Here is a 1,626-nt window from a genome sequence, read left to right on the forward strand (position 1 = left end):
AGAAGCTCCCCGAAGTCCTGACCAAGCTTCGCCGGCAATTCGTGGAAGGCTCCGTCGAAAATGGCGTTGAAGAGGGGCTCGCAGGAAAGATATTCGATTTAATCGTACATTTTGCTGGTTATGGATTTAATAAATGCGTAATTGGCTCAACTGAGATTGTGGATGCCGACACCGGCGATATTGTAACAGTCGAAGAATTATATACATCCAGGCGAAACATCAACACGTTAAGCTGCGATAGCGATTATAAGATAGTTAAACGTCCTGTTATCGATTGTGTGGCTAATGGGCGCAAGCAAGTATATAAAGTTAAAACCAGACTCGGTCACGAGATTACAGTCACGGATAATCATCCATTTTTGACTATTGATGGTTGGAAAGAGCTTAGAGAGCTGGGAATAGGGCATCAGATAGCGTCTCCTCGTAGTTTGCTTGATCTCGGTCATAACAGTTGGCCGAAGCACAGATTGGTCGTTCTCGCGGGCGTACTGTCCGAGGGGAACACCTGCCACCCGAGCGGTTTTTATTATTACAGTAAAGATAATATTCAGGTCGATGATTTCATTTCCAGCGTTGAACAATTTGAAAATACCCACGTAACAGTGCGCCAGAGACGCGGGCTTTATGAAGTCTATGCGGGTACGGGGCAAGACGCACGGTTTAAGAAAGGCCAGATCCCCTGGAACAAGCTTGAGAAAGAATCAGGTCAACCGGTCAATGGGCGGAGCCCGCGTTCTGGAGCCAGGCTGTGGCTGGAGGACCTCGGCCTTATATATAAAGACGCAACTCAGAAGTTTATCCCCCCAGAAGTCTTTACCTTAGATAGGAAGTCGCTTGCATTGTTTATCGGTCGCCTTTGGGCTGGTGACGGCTTCTTAATCTCAACCGGGACAAACAGGGTTCCCTTCTATGCTACATCATCGAGGAAAATGGCGTCGCAGGTGCAGCACCTGCTCCTGAGATTTGGGATCGTCAGCAGGATTATTGATAAACTATTTAAGTACCGAGATCAAGTGCGGCCTGGCTATACAATCTACCTGCAGGGCAGGGAGAGCATCGAGCGCTTTATCAAGAGCATCGGCCACCATATCATGGGACGCGGGGAAGAACTTACAGCACTACGCGCTTACTATGAGTCAATAGGGGACGATAAGCTGAGCCGCGATGTAGTCCCCTTCGCCATAAAAAGCATTGTGCAAAAAGAGAAAGCGCGGCTCGGTGCAACCTGGCCGCAGATTGAGCAAAAAACCGGTCTCTCCATGAGGGAGTTTGTCGGAGCGATTCATTCTCGCAAGCAAGGATTTAGACGAAGTACGATTCGTAGGATGGGCGATTACTTCGGCTCTGACGAGCTAATTAAACATGCAACTTCCGATATCTATTGGGACAAAATCGTCTCGATCGAACCAATGGGTGTTGAGCAAACCTACGATCTTGAGATAGAGGGTACCCATAATTTTATTGCCAACAATCTAATAGTCCACAACTCCCACTCGACCGCTTATGCGGTTGTCTCGTGGCAAACGGCCTGGTTGAAGGCTCATTATCCGGTGGAGTTTATGGCGGCGTTGCTTACAAGCATCATGGGCAACAAGGATAAGGTTGCGCAGTATATCAACGAGTGCA

At 48.2% G+C, this 1,626-nt stretch carries 1 protein-coding gene; it reads left to right on the forward strand.

The features are described 5' to 3' along the window. Positions 1-1,626: LAGLIDADG family homing endonuclease (locus tag COY37_RS09720; RefSeq protein WP_286977406.1), on the forward strand; the 1,626-nt coding region annotated here is incomplete at both ends.

The organism is Candidatus Aquicultor secundus (genome assembly GCF_002791875.1).
Lineage (GTDB): Bacteria > Actinomycetota > Aquicultoria > Aquicultorales > Aquicultoraceae > Aquicultor_A > Aquicultor_A secundus.